Annotated in this window: 22 protein-coding genes; 11 read left to right on the top strand and 11 right to left on the bottom strand. The window is 74.7% G+C overall.

Annotated elements, in window-relative coordinates; translation table 11 throughout:
* The first annotated feature begins 114 nt into the window (after positions 1 to 114).
* Entirely contained in the window at positions 115 to 1,593 is a 1,479-nt protein-coding gene (locus tag ACZ6S8_RS34605) for a condensation domain-containing protein (RefSeq protein WP_469461748.1), read from the top strand.
* A 78-nt stretch (positions 1,594 to 1,671) separates the two neighbouring features.
* On the opposite strand, the gene ACZ6S8_RS34610 is transcribed toward ACZ6S8_RS34605, so the two are convergent.
* Together ACZ6S8_RS34610 and ACZ6S8_RS34615 are read right to left on the bottom strand one after the other, a co-directional pair.
* Entirely contained in the window at positions 1,672 to 2,892 is a 1,221-nt protein-coding gene (locus tag ACZ6S8_RS34610; RefSeq protein ID WP_469461834.1) for an RNA polymerase sigma factor, read from the bottom strand.
* 70 nt (positions 2,893 to 2,962) lie between these two features.
* On the bottom strand, positions 2,963 to 3,319 hold the full coding sequence (locus ACZ6S8_RS34615; protein WP_469461750.1) for a YciI family protein: 357 nt from the start codon (positions 3,317 to 3,319) through the stop codon (positions 2,963 to 2,965).
* Positions 3,320 to 3,522: 203 nt separating this feature from the next.
* Here ACZ6S8_RS34615 and ACZ6S8_RS34620 point away from each other — a divergent pair, with 203 nt between their 5' ends.
* A complete protein-coding gene (locus tag ACZ6S8_RS34620; protein WP_469461752.1) occupies positions 3,523 to 3,900 on the top strand; it encodes a DoxX family protein in 378 nt (125 codons plus the stop codon).
* Between the two features lie 215 nt (positions 3,901 to 4,115).
* Here the strand turns inward: ACZ6S8_RS34620 and ACZ6S8_RS34625 are convergent, their stop codons facing one another.
* Entirely contained in the window at positions 4,116 to 4,385 is a 270-nt protein-coding gene (locus ACZ6S8_RS34625) for a hypothetical protein (RefSeq protein ID WP_469461754.1), read from the bottom strand.
* A 118-nt stretch (positions 4,386 to 4,503) separates the two neighbouring features.
* Between ACZ6S8_RS34625 and ACZ6S8_RS34630 the strand changes: the two genes are divergently transcribed.
* The 5 genes from ACZ6S8_RS34630 to ACZ6S8_RS34650 all read left to right on the top strand — a co-directional run bounded on the left by ACZ6S8_RS34630 (position 4,504) and on the right by ACZ6S8_RS34650 (position 7,496).
* Positions 4,504 to 4,848: a thioredoxin family protein gene (locus ACZ6S8_RS34630; RefSeq protein WP_469461757.1), complete on the top strand. Its 345-nt coding sequence runs from the start codon at positions 4,504 to 4,506 to the stop codon at positions 4,846 to 4,848.
* Between the two features lie 150 nt (positions 4,849 to 4,998).
* On the top strand, positions 4,999 to 6,186 hold the full coding sequence (locus tag ACZ6S8_RS34635) for a cytochrome P450 (protein WP_469461759.1): 1,188 nt from the start codon (positions 4,999 to 5,001) through the stop codon (positions 6,184 to 6,186).
* A gap of 20 nt (positions 6,187 to 6,206) precedes the next feature.
* A complete protein-coding gene (locus ACZ6S8_RS34640; RefSeq protein WP_469461760.1) occupies positions 6,207 to 6,401 on the top strand; it encodes a ferredoxin in 195 nt (64 codons plus the stop codon).
* Positions 6,402 to 6,546: 145 nt separating this feature from the next.
* Positions 6,547 to 6,900, top strand: a complete 354-nt coding sequence (locus ACZ6S8_RS34645) for a DUF1304 domain-containing protein (protein WP_469461762.1) — start codon at positions 6,547 to 6,549, stop codon at positions 6,898 to 6,900.
* Positions 6,897 to 7,496 carry a TetR/AcrR family transcriptional regulator gene (locus ACZ6S8_RS34650; protein ID WP_469461764.1) on the top strand — a complete coding sequence of 200 codons (600 nt, stop codon included), beginning with the start codon at positions 6,897 to 6,899 and terminating at the stop codon, positions 7,494 to 7,496. The genes ACZ6S8_RS34645 and ACZ6S8_RS34650 overlap by 4 nt, the downstream gene beginning before the upstream one ends.
* A 68-nt stretch (positions 7,497 to 7,564) precedes the next feature.
* Here ACZ6S8_RS34650 and ACZ6S8_RS34655 read toward each other — a convergent pair whose 3' ends face one another.
* Positions 7,565 to 7,771: a cold-shock protein gene (locus tag ACZ6S8_RS34655; protein WP_386529169.1), complete on the bottom strand. Its 207-nt coding sequence runs from the start codon at positions 7,769 to 7,771 to the stop codon at positions 7,565 to 7,567.
* 123 nt (positions 7,772 to 7,894) lie between these two features.
* On the bottom strand, positions 7,895 to 8,311 hold the full coding sequence (locus ACZ6S8_RS34660; RefSeq protein ID WP_469461766.1) for an HGxxPAAW family protein: 417 nt from the start codon (positions 8,309 to 8,311) through the stop codon (positions 7,895 to 7,897).
* A 105-nt stretch (positions 8,312 to 8,416) separates the two neighbouring features.
* Here ACZ6S8_RS34660 and ACZ6S8_RS34665 point away from each other — a divergent pair, with 105 nt between their 5' ends.
* Together ACZ6S8_RS34665 and ACZ6S8_RS34670 are read left to right on the top strand one after the other, a co-directional pair.
* Entirely contained in the window at positions 8,417 to 8,920 is a 504-nt protein-coding gene (locus ACZ6S8_RS34665; RefSeq protein WP_469461768.1) for a MarR family transcriptional regulator, read from the top strand.
* A 115-nt stretch (positions 8,921 to 9,035) separates the two neighbouring features.
* Positions 9,036 to 10,523: a DEAD/DEAH box helicase gene (locus ACZ6S8_RS34670; RefSeq protein WP_469461769.1), complete on the top strand. Its 1,488-nt coding sequence runs from the start codon at positions 9,036 to 9,038 to the stop codon at positions 10,521 to 10,523.
* Positions 10,524 to 10,756: 233 nt separating this feature from the next.
* Here the strand turns inward: ACZ6S8_RS34670 and ACZ6S8_RS34675 are convergent, their stop codons facing one another.
* From ACZ6S8_RS34675 to ACZ6S8_RS34700, 6 genes are all read right to left on the bottom strand, one after another.
* A complete protein-coding gene (locus ACZ6S8_RS34675; RefSeq protein ID WP_469461771.1) occupies positions 10,757 to 11,227 on the bottom strand; it encodes a hypothetical protein in 471 nt (156 codons plus the stop codon).
* Entirely contained in the window at positions 11,224 to 11,496 is a 273-nt protein-coding gene (locus tag ACZ6S8_RS34680) for a hypothetical protein (RefSeq protein ID WP_469461772.1), read from the bottom strand. Before ACZ6S8_RS34680 ends, ACZ6S8_RS34675 begins: the two co-directional genes overlap by 4 nt.
* 89 nt (positions 11,497 to 11,585) lie before the next feature.
* Complete coding sequence (locus tag ACZ6S8_RS34685) at positions 11,586 to 12,251, bottom strand: GNAT family protein (protein ID WP_469461774.1); 666 nt, start codon at positions 12,249 to 12,251, stop codon at positions 11,586 to 11,588.
* Positions 12,252 to 12,270: 19 nt separating this feature from the next.
* A complete protein-coding gene (locus ACZ6S8_RS34690) occupies positions 12,271 to 13,005 on the bottom strand; it encodes an SDR family oxidoreductase (protein ID WP_469461775.1) in 735 nt (244 codons plus the stop codon).
* A 285-nt stretch (positions 13,006 to 13,290) separates the two neighbouring features.
* The gene (locus tag ACZ6S8_RS34695; RefSeq protein WP_469461777.1) at positions 13,291 to 13,848 is read right to left on the bottom strand and encodes an SRPBCC family protein; all 558 of its coding nucleotides are present in this window, start codon (positions 13,846 to 13,848) and stop codon (positions 13,291 to 13,293) included.
* An 87-nt stretch (positions 13,849 to 13,935) separates the two neighbouring features.
* The gene (locus ACZ6S8_RS34700; protein WP_469461779.1) at positions 13,936 to 15,051 is read right to left on the bottom strand and encodes an NUDIX domain-containing protein; all 1,116 of its coding nucleotides are present in this window, start codon (positions 15,049 to 15,051) and stop codon (positions 13,936 to 13,938) included.
* Positions 15,052 to 15,342: 291 nt separating this feature from the next.
* Between ACZ6S8_RS34700 and ACZ6S8_RS34705 the strand changes: the two genes are divergently transcribed.
* Positions 15,343 to 17,031, top strand: a complete 1,689-nt coding sequence (locus ACZ6S8_RS34705; protein WP_469461781.1) for a VanW family protein — start codon at positions 15,343 to 15,345, stop codon at positions 17,029 to 17,031.
* On the top strand, positions 17,022 to 18,308 hold the full coding sequence (locus tag ACZ6S8_RS34710; RefSeq protein ID WP_469461783.1) for a DUF418 domain-containing protein: 1,287 nt from the start codon (positions 17,022 to 17,024) through the stop codon (positions 18,306 to 18,308). Before ACZ6S8_RS34705 ends, ACZ6S8_RS34710 begins: the two co-directional genes overlap by 10 nt.
* The last annotated feature ends 110 nt before the right edge of the window (positions 18,309 to 18,418 follow it).

The raw sequence follows: 18,418 nt of genomic DNA on the forward strand, positions 1-18,418 counted from the left end.
CCGGACGGGCCCGCAGCAGTGTTCGCCCGGCTCCGCCCCGAGTGATTCCGTCACTTACCCGGCCCGGGGGTCGTTAGGGCCTGGGGGTTGGCTCGGGGGCGAAGGGATGACGGAATGCGGCAGTTTCCTCTGGAGATGCACCACGTGGCACCCGGTCGGGTGGTCGAGTGGCGGTTGCGGTCCACGGCGGCGGAGGCCGACGGCCAGGGCGACGGGGCGGGCAGGAGGGCGTCCTTCAACCAGGACAAGCACTTCACCGTCGCCGAGGAGAGCCGGGCCGCCGACGACCCCGTCGCCTCGTGGCTCGCGGTCACCTTCGAGGTGTCCGGCGCCCTGAACGAGCCGGCCCTGGCCCGCGCGCTGCTCTGCTTCGTCCAGCGCCACGAGGTGCTGCGGTGCGCGTTCCGGCGGCTGGCCGGGGAGCTCGCCTGCGAGCCCTTCGCGCCGGAGGAGCTCGCCCTCGACCCCGAGCACGTGGGGACGTTCGACACCTCCGAACGGCTGCGCGGCTTCCTCGTCGAGCGGTTCACCCGGAGCATCGACACCCTGTCGTGGCCGCTGTTCGTCATGGGCGCGGTGCTCCGCGACGACTCCGCCACGGTCTACCTCGCGTTCGACCACATCGTGTGCGACGGCATGTCGATGCCGGTGGTCGTCCAGGAGGTGATGACGGCGTACGAAGCCCTGTGCCGCGGCGAGGAGATCGCGCCGGAGCCCGCGCCGAGCTACCTGGACTTCGCGGAGGAACAGCGCCGCCGCTACCTGTCCATCGACGTCCGTGACGAACGCCTGGACTACTGGAAGTCCTTCATGGGTCCCGAGGAGGAGTTCTTCCCGCGCTTCCCCCTCGACCTCGGCGTGGAGCCGGGACGGATGTACCCGATCGTCAACGAGGCGTCCCTGCTGCTGGACCCGGGTGAGGCGGAGGTCTTCGAGAAGACCTGCCTGGCGGTCGGCGGCAAGCCGTTCATGGGGGTGCTGGCCTCGGTCGCGGTGTGTCTGCGCGAGGCGGGCGGGCCCGGGGTCTACCGGGGCCTGATGCCGGTCAGCGAGCGCGGCCGCGACACGTGGGCGGACTCGGTCGGGTGGTTCGTGAACACCATGCCGATCGAGTTCGACGCCTCGCCGGGCCGGGACTTCGGCCAGGTGATGGCGGGGGTCCGGGCCGGGTTCGGCGAGATGATCGCCCACATCGACGTGCCGTTCGTCCGGGCGTGGGAGCTGCTGGCGCCGGAGGAGTTCGCGGCCCGGTCCTGGCCGTACCCGGTGAACTTCTTCTCGTACATCGACATGCGCAAGTGCCGGGGCGCCGAGCGGCACGACGAGTGGCGGCCCGCCACCCACGTGTGGTCGGCGCGCGCCAACGGGGCGTGCTCCTGGTTCCAGCGGGACGCGGAGGGGCTGCACATGAACTCCCTCTACGTGGACACCGCGGCGGCCCGGCGCACCATGGGCGACTTCCAGGAGGCGCTGCGCCTGACGGTCCAGGAGGTCACGCGTTCCGGCGGCTTCGGCCGGCCCATCGCCCTGACCGCGCCGCGGCGTCCGGCGCGGACGCCGCTCGACGTGGCCGCGTTCGCCCGCCGCGCCTGAGCCGGGGCCGCCGGCCGCGGACCGTCAGGCCGCGTGCGACCCCGTACACGGGCCCGTGAGGGGTCGCCCCCGGCTCGTTCAGAGGCGGGCGGCGCGGTGGAGGAGCAGGGCGCGCTCCTGCGCGTTGTGCGTGAGCCCGGCGGCGCGCTCGAACTCCGCGCGGGCCTCCGCCGGGCGGCCGAGCCGCTCCAGCAGGTCGCCCCGTACGCTCGGCAGCAGGTGGTAGGCGCGCAGGGCGGGTTCCGCCGCCAGGGCGTCGACCAACGGCAGCGCCTCCTCGGGGCCCCGGGCCATCGAGACGGCGACGGCCCGGTTGAGCTCCACCACCGGCGAGGGGACGAGCAGGACGAGCCGCCCGTACAGGGTGGCGATCGCCGTCCAGTCGGTGTCCTCGTAGCGGACGGCCGCCGCGTGGCAGCCGGCGATGGCGGCCTGGACGGAGTACGGGCCGGTTCCCGCGTGCCGCATCGCCGCGACGCCCCGGTGGATGAGCAGCCGGTTCCACTTGGACCGGTTCTGGTCGGCGAGCAGCACCGGCTCGCCGCGGGGGCCGGTGCGGGCGGCGATGCGGGAGGCCTGGAACTCCAGCAGCGCCGCGAGCCCGTGCACCTCGGGTTCGGCGGGCATCAGGGCGGCCAGCACGCGGGCGAGGCGCAGGGCGTCCTCGCACAGGGCCGGCCGGACGAGGTCGTCGCCCGCGGTAGCCGAGTACCCCTCGTTGAAGACGAGGTAGATGACCTCCAGCACCGAGGCGAGCCGCTCGTCGCGGTCGGCCCCGTACGGAACCTCGAAGGGCACGCCCGCCTTGGCCAGCGTCCGCTTCGCCCGGACGATGCGCTGGGCGACGGTGGCCTCGGAGGTCAGGAAGGCCCGGGCGATCTCCTGGGTGGTGAGTCCGCCCATCAGGCGCAGGGTGAGGGCGATCCGGGCCTCGGTCGCCAGGACCGGGTGGCAGGAGGTGAAGACCAGCCGCAGCAGGTCGTCGTCGATGTCGTCCGGGTCGGCCGGCTCGGCGGGCGGCGGTACGTCCTCCAGGGTCCGGCCGACCTCCGCGAGCTTGCGCGCGTACGTCTCCTTGCGGCGGACGAGGTCGATCGCGCGGTGCTTGGCGGTGGCCGTGAGCCAGGCGCCCGGCCGGTCGGGGACGCCGGTGGCGGGCCACTGCTCCAGGGCGGCGACGACGGCGTCCTGGGCGAGCTCCTCGGCGATGCCGACGTCCCGCACGATCCGGGCGACGGCCGCGATGATCCGCGCGGATTCGATCCTGAACACCGTTTCGACCGCCTGGGCCGTACTCACTGCCGTCACGGCCACCCATCAGAGCAGCCGTGACGCGGCAGGGCAAACGCGGCGCGGGGGCGCCGCCGGATCACATCTCCTGGATCTCGCGCACCTCGGCGCTGAGGTTCCAGTGGGCCGGGTGGATCTCCAGGAACCGCTTGGTCCACTCGACGGCCTCGGCCTTGTCCTTGCACTGGCTCAGGGAGTAGCCGCCGACGACCTCCTTGGTCTCGGTGAAGGGGCCGTCGGTGTAGCTGATCTTCCCGCCGGACCAGCTGACCCGGGTGGCCTCGGAGGTGGGGAGCAGCCCGGCGGTGTCGAGCATGACCCCGGCCTTGGTGATCTCTTCCAGGAGGGCGCCCATGCGCTGCTCGAAGTCGGCGGGGAAGCCCTCGGTGGGCACGTTCTGCTCGTCGATGCGGATCATCGTCAGGAAGCGCGGCATGGTGACTCCTCGGTCGGGAGGGCGGGGGCGTTCCCTGCCTCTCACCTCTGCGTCGAACGGGAGGCGCCCGGATCGACAGCTCCCGGGAAATTCTTCGAAGAATCTTCGGCGACGGCCACCGGACCGTCCGCACGGCCCCTCCCCGGCGGGAGCTACCCGCGAGTAGGATCGGCGGGCCCAGGCCGTTCGCGAGAGGAAACCCGATGCCGCGCACCCCCTCCTCCCCCCTGCTCCTCGCCGGACTGCTGGCCGGGTCCGCGCTCGCCCACGCGGCCCTGCCCGGGCCGTTCGACGCGATGGTCCCGCGCTCGCTGCCGGGCCGCCCGCGGCAGTGGACGTACGCGAGCGGGGTTGCCGAGCTCGCGCTCGCCGCCGGTGTCGCCCACCCGCGGACCCGGCGCACGGCGGCGCTGGCCGCGGCGGTGTTCTTCGTCGGGGTGCTCCCGGCGAACGTGAAGATGGCGGCCGACGCACGCCGGGGCTCGCCCGCCGTCCGGGCCGCGACGATCGCCCGGCTGCCGCTCCAGGTGCCGCTGGTGCTGTGGGCGCGCAGCGTGAGCCGCAACGCGGCGGCCCGCTGAGGCATCCGGTCGACCGCTGACGCATCCGGGCGCCCACTGAGGCATCCCGTCGCCCGCCGCCGCATCCGGGCGCGGGTGCGCGCCGGAAGAGCACCACGAGCCCCCGGTCGCACGTCGGCGGACCGGGGGCTCACCCGTGCCGCGACCCCGGCCGGCTCCGGGGGTCACCCGTCCCGTCGTCGGGCGCCCGCCACGACCGCCGGGCGGGCCGCCGGTCAGCGGCTGTCGCCCGTCCAGTCCCAGTGCCCCGGGTCGGCGGGGCGGCGCCGGTAGTGGGCACGGCCGCCGGCGCCGTAGCGCCCTATCTCCGTGGGGAGGCGGGCCTCCTCGGCGAGCTGAGGGGCGCTCCAGCCGGTGACGTCGAGCAGGAGCCCGTCGAGGGGTCCGCCCACGAGTTCGCCGTAGACGTGGCCGGGGCGGGGGCCGGGGTCGGGGTCGTCGTGGTCGGCGCCGTAGACCCGGCGCCGGAGCATCCTGTCGTCCATGGGTCCAGCTTCACAGCCACCACTGACAACGGGGGCCGCCGTGGACCTCCGCACCGAACGGCGATGATGGGGGCGCCCCGCCGACGGCCGGCGGGCGCACGAGCGAGGAGCGCCGCGCATGGCACGTCGGGTACACCAGCCCCTGGAGGACCAGGAGTTCGACTTCATCCTCTCGATGACGCCGGGGCCGGTCCTCGCCTACTTCTGCGGGACCTGGCCCAAGGCCGTCGAGGCCTGCCGGGCGATGGACGCGCTCGTGGCCGAACTGTCGCAGGAACAGGAGTACGGGACCCGGTTCACGGCCGTCCGCACCGACATCACCCGCTGCCCCGGCCCGACCAGGCGCTACGGGGTGACCGGCGCCCCCACCGCCGTGCTCCTCAACGACGGCGAGGCGGTCGCGAGCCAGGCCGGGCCGATGACGCGCGAGGAGTTCCGGGCGTTCCTGGACGCGCACCTCTGAGGGGCCGGTCCGCCCGGGCAGGTCCACGTCCGCCGACTGGTCCCTGTGGGCGAACTTGGGTGATCTGGCCGAAAGTGGCATAGGTGGGATAGGTGCCTCAGGCATGTAATGGAGTCCGGCAAGACGGAACCATCGCATGCGAGGTGCTTCATGTCAGAGACCGTCGCGTTCCCCCAGGACCGAACCTGCCCCTACCACCCGCCGGCCGCGTACGAGCCGCTGCGCACGGGCCGCCCGCTCTCCCGGGTCACCCTCTTCGACGGACGCTCCGTATGGGTCGTCACCGGGCACGCCGAGGCGCGCGCCCTGCTCTCCGACGGGCGGCTGTCCACCGACCGCGAGAACGCCGCCTTCCCCACCCCCTCCAAGCGGTTCAAGGGCCTGAAGGTCCGCCGTGCCGCCCTGCTCGGGGTCGACGACCCCGAGCACAACACCCAGCGCCGGATGCTGATCCCCAGCTTCACGCTGAAGCGGACCGCGGCCCTTCGCCCGCGCATCCGCGCGACCGTGGACCGGCTGATCGACGAGATGGTCGCCGCGGGTCCGACCGCGGAACTCGTGAGCGCCTTCGCCCTGCCGGTGCCCTCGATGGTGATCTGCGCCCTGCTCGGGGTCCCGTACGCGGACCACGAGTTCTTCGAGGGGCAGTCGCGCCGGCTGCTGCGCGGCCCGGAGGCCGCCGACGTGGAGGACGCCCGGCGGCAGCTCGACGCGTACCTCGTCGACCTCGTGGAGCGCAAGCGCCGGGAGCCGGGCGACGGACTGCTCGACGAACTGATCGCGCGGCGCCTGGAAACCGGTGAGGTCGACGTCGAGGAGCTGGTCTCGCTCGCCGTCATCCTGCTGGTCGCCGGGCACGAGACCACCGCCAACATGATCTCCCTCGGCACGTTCACCCTGCTGCGGCACCCCGAGCAGCTGGCCGAGCTGCGCGCCGAACCGGAGCTGATGCCGGCGGCCGTCGAGGAGCTGATGCGGTTCCTGTCGATCGCGGACGGGATGCTGCGGGTGGCCACCGAGGACATCGAGATCGGCGGGGTGACGGTCCGCGCCGACGACGGGGTCGTCTTCTCCACCTCCGTCATCAACCGCGACGGGGAGGTCTTCGAGGAACCCGACCACCTGGACTGGCACCGGCCCAACGGGCACCACGTGGCCTTCGGCTTCGGGATCCACCAGTGCCTGGGCCAGAACCTGGCGCGCGCGGAGATGGAGATCGCACTGGCCGCGCTCTTCGAACGGCTCCCCGGCCTGCGCCTCGCGGCCGAACCGGACCGCATCCCGTTCAAGCCCGGCGACACGATCCAGGGCATGGTCGAACTCCCGGTGGCGTGGTGAGGGGCGCGCCGGGCGGCCGCGTGGCGATCGCCATCGACACCGGCGCCTGCATCGGAGCGGGCCAGTGCGCGCTGACCGCGCCCGGGGTGTTCACCCAGGACGACGACGGGATCAGCGAGCTCCTCCCGGGCCGCGAGGACGGCGCGGGGAGCGCGCTGGTGCGCGAGGCCGCCCGGGCCTGCCCCGTCTCGGCCATTTCGATTCGGGAGGCCTGAGGGCCGGGGCGGGGGCGGGAGGCCGGGCCCGGACGTCGGGGCCCGGCCCCGGCCACCACCGGAAGGACTTCCTGTACAGTTGTCCAGGAACTGGGGGCCCGCGCCCGCCACCCCTGCCCGAACCTTCCGAGAAGTGGAGGCGGCCATGCACACGGTCGCTCAGATCCTCATCGCCCTCGTGGCCGCGCTGCACGCGTACTTCCTGGTACTGGAGATGTTCCTGTGGCAGCGACCCCCGGGGCGCGCCCTGTCCGGCTTCGACGCGGAGACCGCCCGCCTCACCGCGCCCCTCGCGGCCAATCAGGGGCTGTACAACGGGTTCCTGGCCGCGGGCCTGGTCTGGGCACTCGTCATCGACTCGCTCGCCACCCAGATCTTCTTCCTCACCTGCGTGATCGTCGCCGGCATCTTCGGGGCGGCCACCGCCAACAAGCGCATCCTGTTCGCCCAGGCCCTGCCCGGCGCACTCGCCCTCGGCGCCGCGCTGCTCGCCGCGTGACCCCGCAGGACCCGCGCCCCGGCGCGCGTCCCGACGCCCGCGCCGAGGATCCCCGTACGGCCCGTACGAAGGCCAGGCTGCGCGAGGCCCTGCTCGCCGAGTGCGCGGCCCGGCCGCTCGCCGAGGTCAGCGTCTCGGCGGTGGTCCGCCGGGCGGGCGTCGGCCGTGCCACGTTCTACCTGCACTACGAGGACCTCACCGCGCTCGCCGTGGACGCGTGCGCCGACGTGGTGCACGCCGGCGTCGACGCCCTCCACGCCTGGCAGACCGGCCCCGCCGCGCGGCCCCCGGTCCGGCCGCCGGCCGCGCTGGCCGCCTTCCTCGCCGGCGCGGCCGGGCGGGCGGCGCTGTACCGCACCCTGCTGCTGCCGGGCGGCGGCGGCCCCCTCGGCGACCGGCTCCACCGGGAGCTGCGCGAGCGCGCCCGCGCCGAGCGCGCGGCCGCCGGCGCCCCCGACGCGGAACTCGTCGCCTCGGCGGTGGCCGCCACCTTCACCGGGGTCCTCGCCGACTGGCTCCACGACGGCATCCCGGCGGATCCGGCCGGCCTGGCGGACCGCCTGTGGACCCTGCTGCTGGCGTTGCACCGCGCCTGAAACGCGGACGAGCCCCACCGGACGGACCGGCGGGGCTCGTCCTTCACGGGCGGGCCCGTGAAGCGGTACTACGAGAGGGGAACCACCCGCTCGGCCTGGGGACCCTTGGGGCCCTGGGTGACGTCGTACTCGACCTTCGCGTTCTCCTCCAGCGACTTGAAGCCGGTGGACTCGATGGCGGAGAAGTGCACGAACACGTCCGGGCCGCCGTCGTCCTGCTGGATGAAGCCGAACCCCTTCTCGGAGTTGAACCACTTCACGATGCCTGTTGCCATCTTGCTGATCCTTCACGACGTTCCACTGCGGGCCGCACACGCGGCCGTCTTCGATCCTGCCTGAGGGCCCCGCGCCCCACACGTCCAACGCGGCCAACCGTGGCGCGGCGCGGATCCGGCCGCTCAGGCCGACACGGACGGGGCGGGCACGGACCCGGAGGACACGGTCGCGCGGGGCCCGGCGTCCACCACCGGCGAGCCGGTCCCGGCCCCGGCCGCGGAGGCGTCCGCGCGGACGCGGCGCGGTCGGCCGATGCGGCAGCCCAGGCAGTCGGCGTGCCCCGCGTGTGCCCCGGAGTCCCTGACCCGCCAGTCACGGCGGGCCGCGGGACGGGGTCCGCTCGGCTTGCCCCATCCGGCGAGGTGCAGCAGCCAGGTGACGGCGCCCGCCGCGGCCACGACCGCGAGGCCGGCCCAGATGCCGGGAACCCAGGCGGCGCAGACCGCGGCGCCCGATCCGGTGAAGCCCAGCAGGGCCAGCGTGGTGCCGGCCCATCCGGCCACGGTGTGGCCCAGGTCGACGTCTCCGTGCGCGCTCATGATTCTCCCTGGTCGTACGGGCGGCACTAGGCTCGGAGCAGGACGCTTACTTCACGAAATAAGCATCTTACGAGCTAAGTAACTTAGACACTAAGGAGTATCTGCGTGCAGGGCAAGTCCCGCCCTCCGGCCACCGCCGGGGAAGCGCTTTCGCGCATGGACCACTACGTCGCCCTGGGCATCGTCGGCCAGCAGGAGATGGCGCAGCTCCTCGGGCTGAACGTCACGGACCTGACCTGCCTGGGCCACATCCTGGGCGCCGGAGAGGCGCCCCTCGCCGCGGGCGACCTCGCCGAGCTGGTGAACCTCACCACGGGAGCCGTGACGGGGGTGCTCAACCGCCTGGAGCGGGCCGGATACGCGCACCGCCGGCCCGATCCGGCCGACCGGCGCCGGGTCCGCGTGGTGGCCGACCCGCAGGCCGCGGTCCGGGTCTTCGCGGTGTACCAGCCCTTCTACGACCGGCTCGGCGCCCTGTTCGCCGACTACACGCCGGACGAGGTCGCGGTGATCGCCGACTGGTTCGGGAGGGCCGCCGGCGAGGCCCGCGCCCACCTGGCCCAGGTACGGGCCGGAGAGCTGTCCGCCACCCCGCCGGAGAGCCGGTGAACGGGCCGGCCCCCCGGCGGCCGGGAAATCGGCCGCCGGGGAGGTCCAGGCCCCGCTGGTACCATGGGCGGTTGACCATCTTTTGTTCTCGCTGTGCTTCTTCGAAAGGTTCTGCATGAAGAACCCGTCAGTTCATGGGCGCTTCGGTGTGAAGGCGGGTGCGAAGGGCGGTGGCAAGTCCGCCGCCAAGCCCACGCGCACCCTCGGACCGCAGGGCGAGTTCTCGATGCCCCGGTCGACGACGCCGGCGCTCCCGCCGGTGGCGTCGTTCTCCGAGCTCGACCTGCCCCTTGAGCTGGTGAAGAAGCTGGCCGACCTGGCGGTGAAGGACCCCTTCCCCATCCAGGCCGCCACCCTGCCGAACGCCCTGGCCGGCCGCGACGTCCTGGGCCGCGCCCAGACCGGCTCCGGCAAGACGCTGGCCTTCGGCCTGGCCCTGCTGGCCCGTACCGCGGGCCGGCAGGCGGACCCCAAGCGCCCCCTCGCCCTGGTCCTCGTACCGACGCGCGAGCTGGCGCAGCAGGTCACCGAGGCGCTGACCCCGTACGCCGACGCCCTGAAGCTGCGGATGGTCACCGTCGTCGGCGGCCTGTCCATCGGCCGGCAGGTCAGTGCGCTGCGCACCGGCGCGGAGGTCGTGGTGGCCACGCCCGGACGCCTCAGCGACCTGGTGGGCCGGCGCGACGTGCACCTGGAGCGCGTGAAGATCGCCGTGCTCGACGAGGCCGACCAGATGTGCGACATGGGCTTCATGCCGCAGGTCACGGAGATCCTGGACCAGGTGCACCACGCGGGGCAGCGGATGCTGTTCTCCGCGACCCTGGACCGCAACGTGGACCAGCTGGTCAGGACGTACCTGAAGGACCCCGTCGCCCACTCCGTGGACCCGCAGGCGGGCGCGGTGACCACGATGGACCACCACGTGCTGCACATCCACGCGGCCGACAAGATCGCGGCGGCGACCGAGATCGCGGCGCGCGAGGGCCGGGTGCTGATGTTCCTCGACACCAAGCACGGGGTCGACCAGTTCGTGAAGCACCTGCGCGCCATGGGCGTACGGGCCGAGGGCCTGCACAGCGGGAAGTCGCAGCCGCAGCGCACGCGGACGCTGGCGCAGTTCAAGACCGGCGCCGTCAACGTCCTGGTCGCCACCAACGTGGCCGCGCGCGGCATCCACATCGACGACCTCGACCTCGTGGTCAACGTCGACCCGCCCGCCGACCACAAGGACTACCTGCACCGGGGCGGCCGTACCGCGCGGGCCGGCGAGTCCGGCCGGGTCGTCACGCTCGTCACGCCGAACCAGCGCCGGGACATGGTCCGGCTGATGGCCGACGCCCGCATCCGGCCGGAGATCACCCAGGTGCGCTCCGGCGAGGCGGCGCTCAGCCGGATCACCGGGGCCAAGGCGCCCTCCGGGGTCCCGCTCGCCGGCGCCGCGCCCACCGATGCCAAGGGCAAGCCCTCGGGTTCCGAGCTGGGCTTCCGCGGCATGGGCCAGCGCCCGGGGCGGCCGGGCCGGGGCAAGGAGTCGCGCAAGACGGCGGAGGCCCGCCTGACGGCGGAGGCGCGCGCCGCGGCCCGCGTCCGCAAGGCCAACTGACGCCTCTGCGCCGGGCCACGGCCCCCACCCGCGGGACCACGGTCCTCAGCTGCGGGCCCCCTCCCCGGAGGGGGCCCGTCGCGTTTCCCGGGGACCGCGGTCCCGTCCCCCGGCGCCCGGTGGTCCCGGCGCCCCGGGATGACCAGGCCCGACGCGTAGGCCTCGATGACGAAGTGTGCGCAGCCGCGGGCGACGAGGCCGAGCGCCTCCCGGGCCCGGCACGCCGGCCCGCGTCAGGCCGAGGTGTGTTTGCGCAGGCGTTCGGCGGCGGCGTTGCGGACGCGGCGGGTGCGGGCGTCCGCGGCGAGCAGCGTGAGCGCCTCGACCGAGGCCACCGACCGGACGGCGGTGCGCTGGCACCAGTCGGAGGCCGCGGTGAGTTCCGCCGCCGACCAGGGCCCGTCCCCGTCGACGGCCCGCAACAGGGTCCACTCGCGCAGCCGCCGCTCGGCGAACGCGCGGCCCGCGAGCGCGGTGCCCAGGGCCCGTGCCCAGGCGGGGAACGCCGCGTCGGCCAGCAGCCGTTCCGCCCGGCGGTCGAGGTGGGTGACCACGGCGCTCTCGGCCATCACCGGGTCCGGGTCGCGGAGTACGGCGGACACCACCTCGACTTCGGCGGCCGTGTCCGGCGCCGCGGCCAGGGCCTCCAAGTGCCGGGCGTAGCGCCAGTGTTCGGCCGGGGCGTCGTCGTCCGGGCCGGTCATCGTGCGGCGCCTTCCCCGACGCGCCCCGTCCACGAGCCGTCCGCGCCGGGCTGCCAGTCGATGCGGACGCTGCGGCCGTGGAGTGCGGCGGCCCGGTGGACCGTCCCGGCCGCACGGTCCTTGGCCTGTTCGGCGTCCAGGACGTCCGGCTCGGGCCGCCCGCACCCCACCCCGGCGACGGACTGCGCCCAGCCGTCCCGCGTGGGCAGGACCAGCACCGACGTCGGCATGCCGGTGGCCGGTGGCCGCTGTTTCTTCCCTCTCGCCATGCCTCCATTCCACACGACGGCCGTGAACGGCCGGTGGCCAGGGTGCCGTCGGGGCCCGGCCGGAAGGCCGGCCCGGTGCGCCGGCGGCCTCAGCCCGCGCGGGGCAGCATCAGTGATTCCGCGCCGACCGGGCGGAACCCGGCCGCCTGGAAGGCGCGGATGCTGCGCGCGTTGCCCGCGGCCTGCTGGGACCAGACCGGTTCTCCGTCCGGCACCAAGTGGCGTGCGGCGCGGGCCAGTTCGCGGCCCAGGCCTCGGTGGCGAACGCCCTCGTCCACCTCGATCGCCGTCTCCCAGCGGCCCGCGACGCCGCGGCCCAGGACGATCACGCCTCCGTCCGCGGCCCAGACCCGTACCCCGTCGCGGCGGCGCAGAGCCCGCCGGACGCGGGGGTGGTCCGGGTCGGCGAGCTCCCGGAGTGCCGGCGAGGGGGCGCCGGGGAGCGGATCGGCCACGGTGAGCAGGTCGATCGTGTCGGTGCCGCGGCCGGTGCGCTCCAGCAGCGCGGCCAGGAACCGCGGGTTCATGGCGGCGGCCAACGCGTCGCAGTCCAGGGAGGCGAGGGTGGCGCGCACCCACTCCGGGTCCTCGTCGGTGAACACCACCGCATGCGCGGTGAAGGCGATGACTCCCGCGTCGCGCCGGTTCGGCTGCGGCACCACCGTGGTGCCGCCGTCGGGAGGCGGGAAACGCCCCGCGGCCGCCGCGTCGAGGATCTCCGCCAGTGCCGTGTCCCTCGTGTCCGCCTCCGTCACGACCCCGTGCCCGTTCCCGTCACACCTGTTCGAAGGTGAAGGACTTGATGAAGCAGTCGCGGGGCTGGCCGATGGCGAAGAAGATGCAGTCCACCAGGGACTGGGCGGTGAGCTGGTCCTTCGAGGTGCGCGGGGCGTTCTCCCAGGCGTCCGACAGCGGGTCGTGGTTGTCGAAGTCCGGCGGGTAGAGGGAGATCACCCGGACACCCCGGTCGCGGAGCCTGTGGGAGAGGATCTCGGTGAAGCCGGCCTGGGCGCTCTTGGCCGCGTAGAACGCGTCGTGCGCGTCGGACCGGTGATGGCCGGTCTCGCCGCAGCCCGAGACCATGGTCACGATGTCCGGCTTCGACGACTCCAGGAGGAGCGGGAGGAAGGCCTTCGTGGCCAGGACGGTGCCGGTGGCCCCGGAGGCCAGGGTGTCGACGACCTCCTCGTCCGAGGCGGACAGCAGGTCGGTGCCGTGCTGGTAGCGCGAGCCGTTGTTGACGAGCACGTCGACGTGGCCGGTACGGGCGGCCACCGCGGCGGCGAACTCCCTCACCGAGGCGGGGTCGGTCAGCTCACAGGCATAGGCGTGGACCCGGCCGGCTTCGTGGCCCTGGGCCAGGATCTCCGCGCGGACGGTCTCGGCGGCGTCGAGCGTACGGGCGGACAGGTGGACCTCGGCGCCTCGGGCGGCGAACCGGAGGGCCAAGGTCCGCCCGAAGTCGCGTCCGGCGGCGGTGATGACGACGCGGTGGTGATCGAGTGCCATGCCTGCGCTCCTGGTTCGTGGTCGCTCTCCATGATCTCAGTCGCGGGGCAAGGCCGTTCGGGCGGGTCGGGGACGGGGGCGGTCAGGGACGGGGCCGGTCAGGGACGGAGGCGGGCGGGTACGGAGGCGGGCGCGCCCGACCCCGTCGGCCACGGCCGTCTGCCCCTGACACGTCCCTCTCGGATCGTGGCAGCCGGGTCCGCGGTGGCGGGCAGCGCCGCCCGGCCCGTACCCGAAAGAGACGGCCCGGTGCGCTACGGCGCTACGGCGCTACGGCGCTACGGCTCAGTTGCCGGGGTCCGAGCCGGGACGGCGGGGCTCGTGCGCCTCGTGCCCGCCGGCGCCCTGGTCGGCGTCGTGTCCCGGCTCGGGCAGCGGAGCCCCGGTCTCCAGCAGGGTCTTGAGGCTGGACGCGAGCAGCGGCCAGGCCCGCCCGCACATGCCGATCAGGGTGCCGCCCGGTTGGAAGCCCTCGTGGAGGACGGTCAGCCGGGCGAGGGTGTCGCCGACGGGCTCGATCTCGTACGTCACCTTCGTACGGCGCTCCCGCGCCAGCTCGGCCCGCAGCTCCTCGCCGATGCCGACGGCGGCCGCCCACTGGGGGGTGAAGGAGTGCCAGGTGTAGGAGAGCCGCCGGTCGGGGACGCAGTCCAGGACCACCTGGGCGGGGTCGCTGGTGCGGGCCCCGCGTTCGATCCAGTCCATCGTCGACCCCACGGCCCAGTCGGTCTCGAAGCTCGTGCCCCAGTACCGGCGGGTGAGGGCGGGTTCGGTGAGGGCCTGCCAGACCCGGGCGGGATCGGCCTGGATGTACAGGGTGTAGGTGATCGCGCTGTCGCTCATGGCCCCATGCTGCGGGACCGCGGGCCGCGGTGGCCGGATTTCCCGGTCATGGCGGGCGGCAGGGCCCGCGGCTCCCAGCCCGCGCCGTCACCAGCGGACGGCCTCCGCGGGGAGTTCGCCGGGCGGGATGCGGGCGGGAACGGGCAGCGACAGCCGGGTGCGCGCCGCATGGACCGACGCGAGTTCGCGTTCCCCGGCCGGGCCCCAGTCGCTCAGCTCCCGGACCTGTTCGGGGGTGGCCAGCAGCCGGGCGTACGCCGGGTCCGCGGCAGAGGCGAGGCCGGTGAGGCGGGCGGCGGTGCGGACGTGGGCACCGTCGCCGGTCAGCCGGTGGCCCAGCGGAGCGGCGCCCGCGGTGGGTCCGGCGTCCGGAGGCGGGAGGTGGGCGGCGCCGGTGGCGCGGGCGATGAGGAGCAGGACCCGGCCGTCGGGGGCGAACAGCCAGCCCGAGCTGTCCCGTACGGGATGCCGCGCGGGTTCCGGGCCGGGGTGCCAGGTGCCGTGCTGCGGGGTGCGGCGGGTACGGAGCACGCCGAGCCGGTCGAGGGCCGTGGGCGTGGTGGGGCGGCCGTCCTCCAGCAGGGCGGTGCCGCAGCCGGCGATCCGGGCGCGCAGGGCGGACAGGGTGCGGCGGGCGTCCCCGGGGTCCATCAGGTCCGGCAGGTCGGCGGGCTCGGCGAACTGGATGCCGGTGATCTCCTGGGCGGGGAGGCGGACGGCGTCGATCCGGTCCGTGGTCCAGGTGCCGCCGTCGTAGACGTACAGGACCTCGCCGGGGAACCGCATCGCCGCCGGGAAGCCGGGCGTCCCGCGCGGGATCCAGTCCACGGCGAGGCCGCGCGGGTACCGGCCCTCGACGCCCAGCTCCTCGCGCACCTCGCGGGCCGCGGCGGCGGAGGGGGACTCGCCGGCGTCGACGGCCCCGCCGGGGAGCAGCCGGTCGGCCCGGTAGTCGACGCTCTGGACGAGGACGCGGCCGTCGGCGTCGGTGACGAGGACCACCGCCCCGGTCCACAGGGCGGCGCGCGAGGCGCCGTACGCCTCCGGGGTCATCCAGGTGCCCGCCGCCTCGGACCCGGCCCGGCCCGGTTCGGCCGGGCCGGGCATCTCCGGAGTCACCGCTTCCGGGGTTGCCGCCTCCGGGGCCGCTGCCGCCTGGGCCCTCCGGCCGGACACGGCCTTGTCGTCGGTCAGCTGCCGCATCGGAACTCCGTTCACCGTGGGTGGACCCGCCGGTGGTGCAACAGCGGCCGCGGCTCCCGGGTTACGGCGCTCCCGCCACGGAGGCCGGACTCCGCGCTTTGCCGGTTCTATACCTCCTTATTACCTGGTTATGCGGACCTTGGTAGCTTTCCCGTGCGGACTGGCGGCGTTGAACCCGCCGGTCCGACCACTTCACCGGAGACGGAAGAGAACCCCACCATGCGACGCCGTTCCCCCACGGGCCCTGCGCACTCCACGGGCCCCGCGGACGCCACGGGAAAACGGCGGTCCGTGCCGGTGCTCGCCGGTGTGGCCGGTGGCGCCGCGGCCCTCGGCTTCGGCGGCCTGTACGCCGCCGGGCTGCTCCTGGCCGGCGAGGACGTCGCCCCGGGGACGAAGGTGCGCGGGGTCGACATAGGCGGCATGAGCCGGGCCGAGGCCCGCCGGGCGCTGGACCGGGAGCTGGGCCCGTCCGCCGCGGCCCCGGTCGCGCTGCGGATCGGCGACCGCTCCGAGCAGGCCGGCCCGGGGAACCTGGGCCTGTCGCTGGACACCGCCGCGACGGCCGAGCGCGCCGCCGGCTCGTCCTCCGCTCCGTTCGCGGTGATCGGCCGGCTGTTCTCCTCCGGCGACCCGGACGTGGCGCCGGTGGTCCGCCTGGACGCGCAGGCGGCCCGCACCGCGCTCGACGCACTCGGCAAGAAGGCCGCCCAGGAGGTGCGCGAGGGAGCCGTCACGTTCGAGAAGGGCAAGGCCAAGGCGGTCGCCCCGGTGACGGGGACGGCCCTGGACGTGGACGGCTCCCTGGACGCACTGCGCGGGGCCTACCCGCGCGCCTCGGCGGAGCCCGTCGTCCTGCCCGTCCGGCGGACGGAACCGCGGATCGGGCAGCAGGAGGTGGACCGGGCCCTGCGGGAGTTCGCGGAGCCGGCGCTGTCCGCCCCCGTCACGCTGACCGTCGCGGGCAAGCGGATATCCGTCGGTCCCGCGGTCCTCTCCAAGCACCTGGCGCTGAAGGACGACGGGAAGGGCCGGCTCTCCCCCGGCCTCGACGCCGGGGCGCTCCTGGCCGATCCCGCGTTGGCGGGGCCGCTGCGCCAGGCCGTCCCCGGCCCGGCCGAGGCCCGGCTCCGGGTCGACGGCTCGGGCCGGGTCGCCGTCGCGGAGGAGGGCCGGGCCGGCCGCAGGGTCTCCGAACAGGCCCTGAGCGCAGTGGTGTTGCCCTTGCTGACCGGGTCCGGGGCGACCGCCCGTACCGGCGAGGTCGCCACCGAGGAGGCCCGGCCGCGGCTGTCCGCGGACACGGTCCGGCAACTCGGCATCACGGAGAAGGTGTCCTCCTTCACCGTCCCGTTCGAGCAGGCCGCGTACCGCACGACCAACATCGGCCGCGCCGCCGAGCTGATCGACGGTTCGCTGGTCCTGCCGGACGAGACCTGGAGCTTCAACCGCAGGGTCGGCGAGCGCACCAAGGAGAACGGCTTCGTCGACGGGCTGATCATCAACAACGGCCAGTACGAGAAGGCGGCCGGGGGCGGGGTCTCGGCGGTCGCGACGACCGTCTTCAACGCCATGTTCTTCGCGGGGGTCAAGCCCGTCGAGTACGGCGCCCACTCCTTCTACATCGAGCGCTACCCGGAGGGCCGCGAGGCCACCGTCGCCTGGGGAAGCCTCGACCTGCGCTTCGCCAACGACTCGGGCAAGGCCCTGTACATCCAGGCCGAGGCCACCGAGACCTCCGTCACCATCACCTTCCTGGGCACGAAGAAGTACGAGGAGATACGCGCGGTCCAGGGCCCGCGGACCAACGTCCGCCAGCCCGCCACCCGCAAGGACAGCAGCCCGAAGTGCGAGCCCCAGTCACCGCTGGAGGGCTTCGACGTCGCCGTCGACCGCGTCTTCGTCGTGGGCGGCAAGGAGGCCAAGCGGGAGACGATGAAGACCCGTTACACGCCGCGGGACAGCGTCACGTGCGGCTGAACCGGGGCGGCGCGGGACCGGACGCAAGATCGGACGCGGGCCCGGCCGCAGGACCGGCCGCAGGACCGGCCGCGGGCGCGCGCACCGGGGCCGCCGGCGGCCGGCTGGCCGGAGTGGACGCCGTGCGCGGGCTCGCGGTGCTCGGGATGTTCGCCGTCCACGTCGGGCCGAGCCCGGAACCCGAGGGCGCCCGGTACCTGATGGTCGCGGCGGACGGCCGCGCGCCCGCCCTGTTCACGCTCCTCGCGGGGTTCTCGCTGCTCCTCGCCCAGCGCGGCCAGGACCCGGCGGCGTCGCCCGGGGGATGGGCCCGGCGCTGGCGCCCGCTGCTGATCCGCTGCGCCGTGCTGGCCGCGCTCGGACTCCTCCTGGCCGCACTGTGGCCCGGGATCCTGGTCATCCTGGCCTTCTTCGCCGTGTACTTCCTGGCCGCCGAACCCTTCACGCGGCTCTCCACACCCGTCCTGTCCGCCGTCGCCGGCGTGTCGGTGGTGGCGGGACCGCTGCTGTCCTTCCTGCTGGGCCCGGTGTTCGGCTACGGCTCGTCCGGCCGGGGCGCGGTCCCCGAGGCCACGCAGCTGACGAGCTGGTCCGGGGCGGGCGACGTGGTGTGCGAGCTGCTGCTCACGGGCGCGTACCCGCTGGCCACCTACTTCCCGTACGTGCTGGCCGGGATGGCACTCGCCCGCCTCTGCGACGTGCGGGAGCGCGCCGTGACCCTGCGGATGGCCGCCTGGGGCACGGCCGCGGCCGTCGTCGGCTACGGTTCCGCCTGGCTCGCCACGCACGTGTTCGGCGCCCGCGAGCGGCTGCTGGGCGCGATCGCCGTCCACCATCCCGAGGCGATGGCCGCCGCCGACCCCGTACGCGAGGTGCTGCGCGGGCAGTTCGGCGCCGTGCCGAGCACGTCGTGGGACTGGCTGCTGGTGGCCGACCCGTACAGCCAGACCCCGCTGGAGACCCTGGGCAACGCGGGAGTGGGCTGCGCCCTGATCGGCCTGTGCGTCTTCGCTGCGCGCCACCGCACCGGGGCCCGGCTGCTGCGGCCGCTGGCGGTACTCGGGGCGATGGCCCTCAGTGCGTACGTGATCCACGCGCTGGTGCTGGCCGGCCCGGCGTACGGGGTCGCCTCCTGGTTCGCCTGGATCGCCTTCAGCGGCACGGCGCTGGCCCTCACCTGGGCCTGGCAACGCGCCTGGGCGCACAGCCCGGTGCGCCGCGGGCCGGTGGAACACGCCTTGCGGCTGGCCGTCCAGGGCGGGTCCCGGCCGCTCTGAGCCGGCGGCTTCCTGTGACGATGCGCACAGGGGGCACCCGGTCCGCGCCGGTCCGCTTCCGCCCTCCGGCGGGCGGCCAGGGCGGGGCCCGTCCGGGCCGTCGGCTAGGG

This window comes from Streptomyces sp. NPDC048461, assembly GCF_055587105.1.